Here is a 520-nt window from a genome sequence, read left to right on the forward strand (position 1 = left end):
GTTATTTTTAACAGCATTGGTCTATCTTCCCAAAGAGGGTAATTTTCATCAAAATTTCCGACCAAATTAAAAACCGTTTTTTTTATCATCACTGTTGCCGCACGTACTCTGCAGCGCCTTAAAAGAACTTCGTATTGTTCATCAGCTGTGACCCCTTTAGAATTTATTTTGTACTTATTACTTTCTTTCAACGGCCTTCTGTTTTCTTCAGTAAATTTGTCTTTGTAAGTAGCAATATTCGAGTGCAAGAACATTGAATCAGGATGATCACTAATATAGCTTATATATTTTTCAATCGTGTAAGGGAATAATGCATCATCACCAGCAATAGTTTTTATCCATTTACCTTCTGCAGCTGCTACACCTCTGTTGAAATTTGGAGCAATTCCTGTATTTATTTGTGATGTTATAAGTCTTACTCTTTTAAATCTACTGTTGTTTATTTTTAGCCATCGCTCACAAATTTGAACTGTAGCATCTGTAGAGCAGTCATCTGAAATTATTAGTTCTAGGTTTTGAT

General features: G+C 33.8%; 1 protein-coding gene. It reads right to left on the reverse strand.

What is annotated here, in order from left to right; genetic code table 11:
• On the reverse strand, positions 1-520 hold a 520-nt coding region (locus tag ACFQ2O_RS22520; RefSeq protein WP_377533299.1), incomplete at both ends, for a glycosyltransferase family 2 protein.

It is taken from the genome of Pontibacter rugosus (genome assembly GCF_042678745.1).
In the GTDB taxonomy this organism is placed as follows: Bacteria; Bacteroidota; Bacteroidia; order Cytophagales; family Hymenobacteraceae; genus Pontibacter; species Pontibacter rugosus.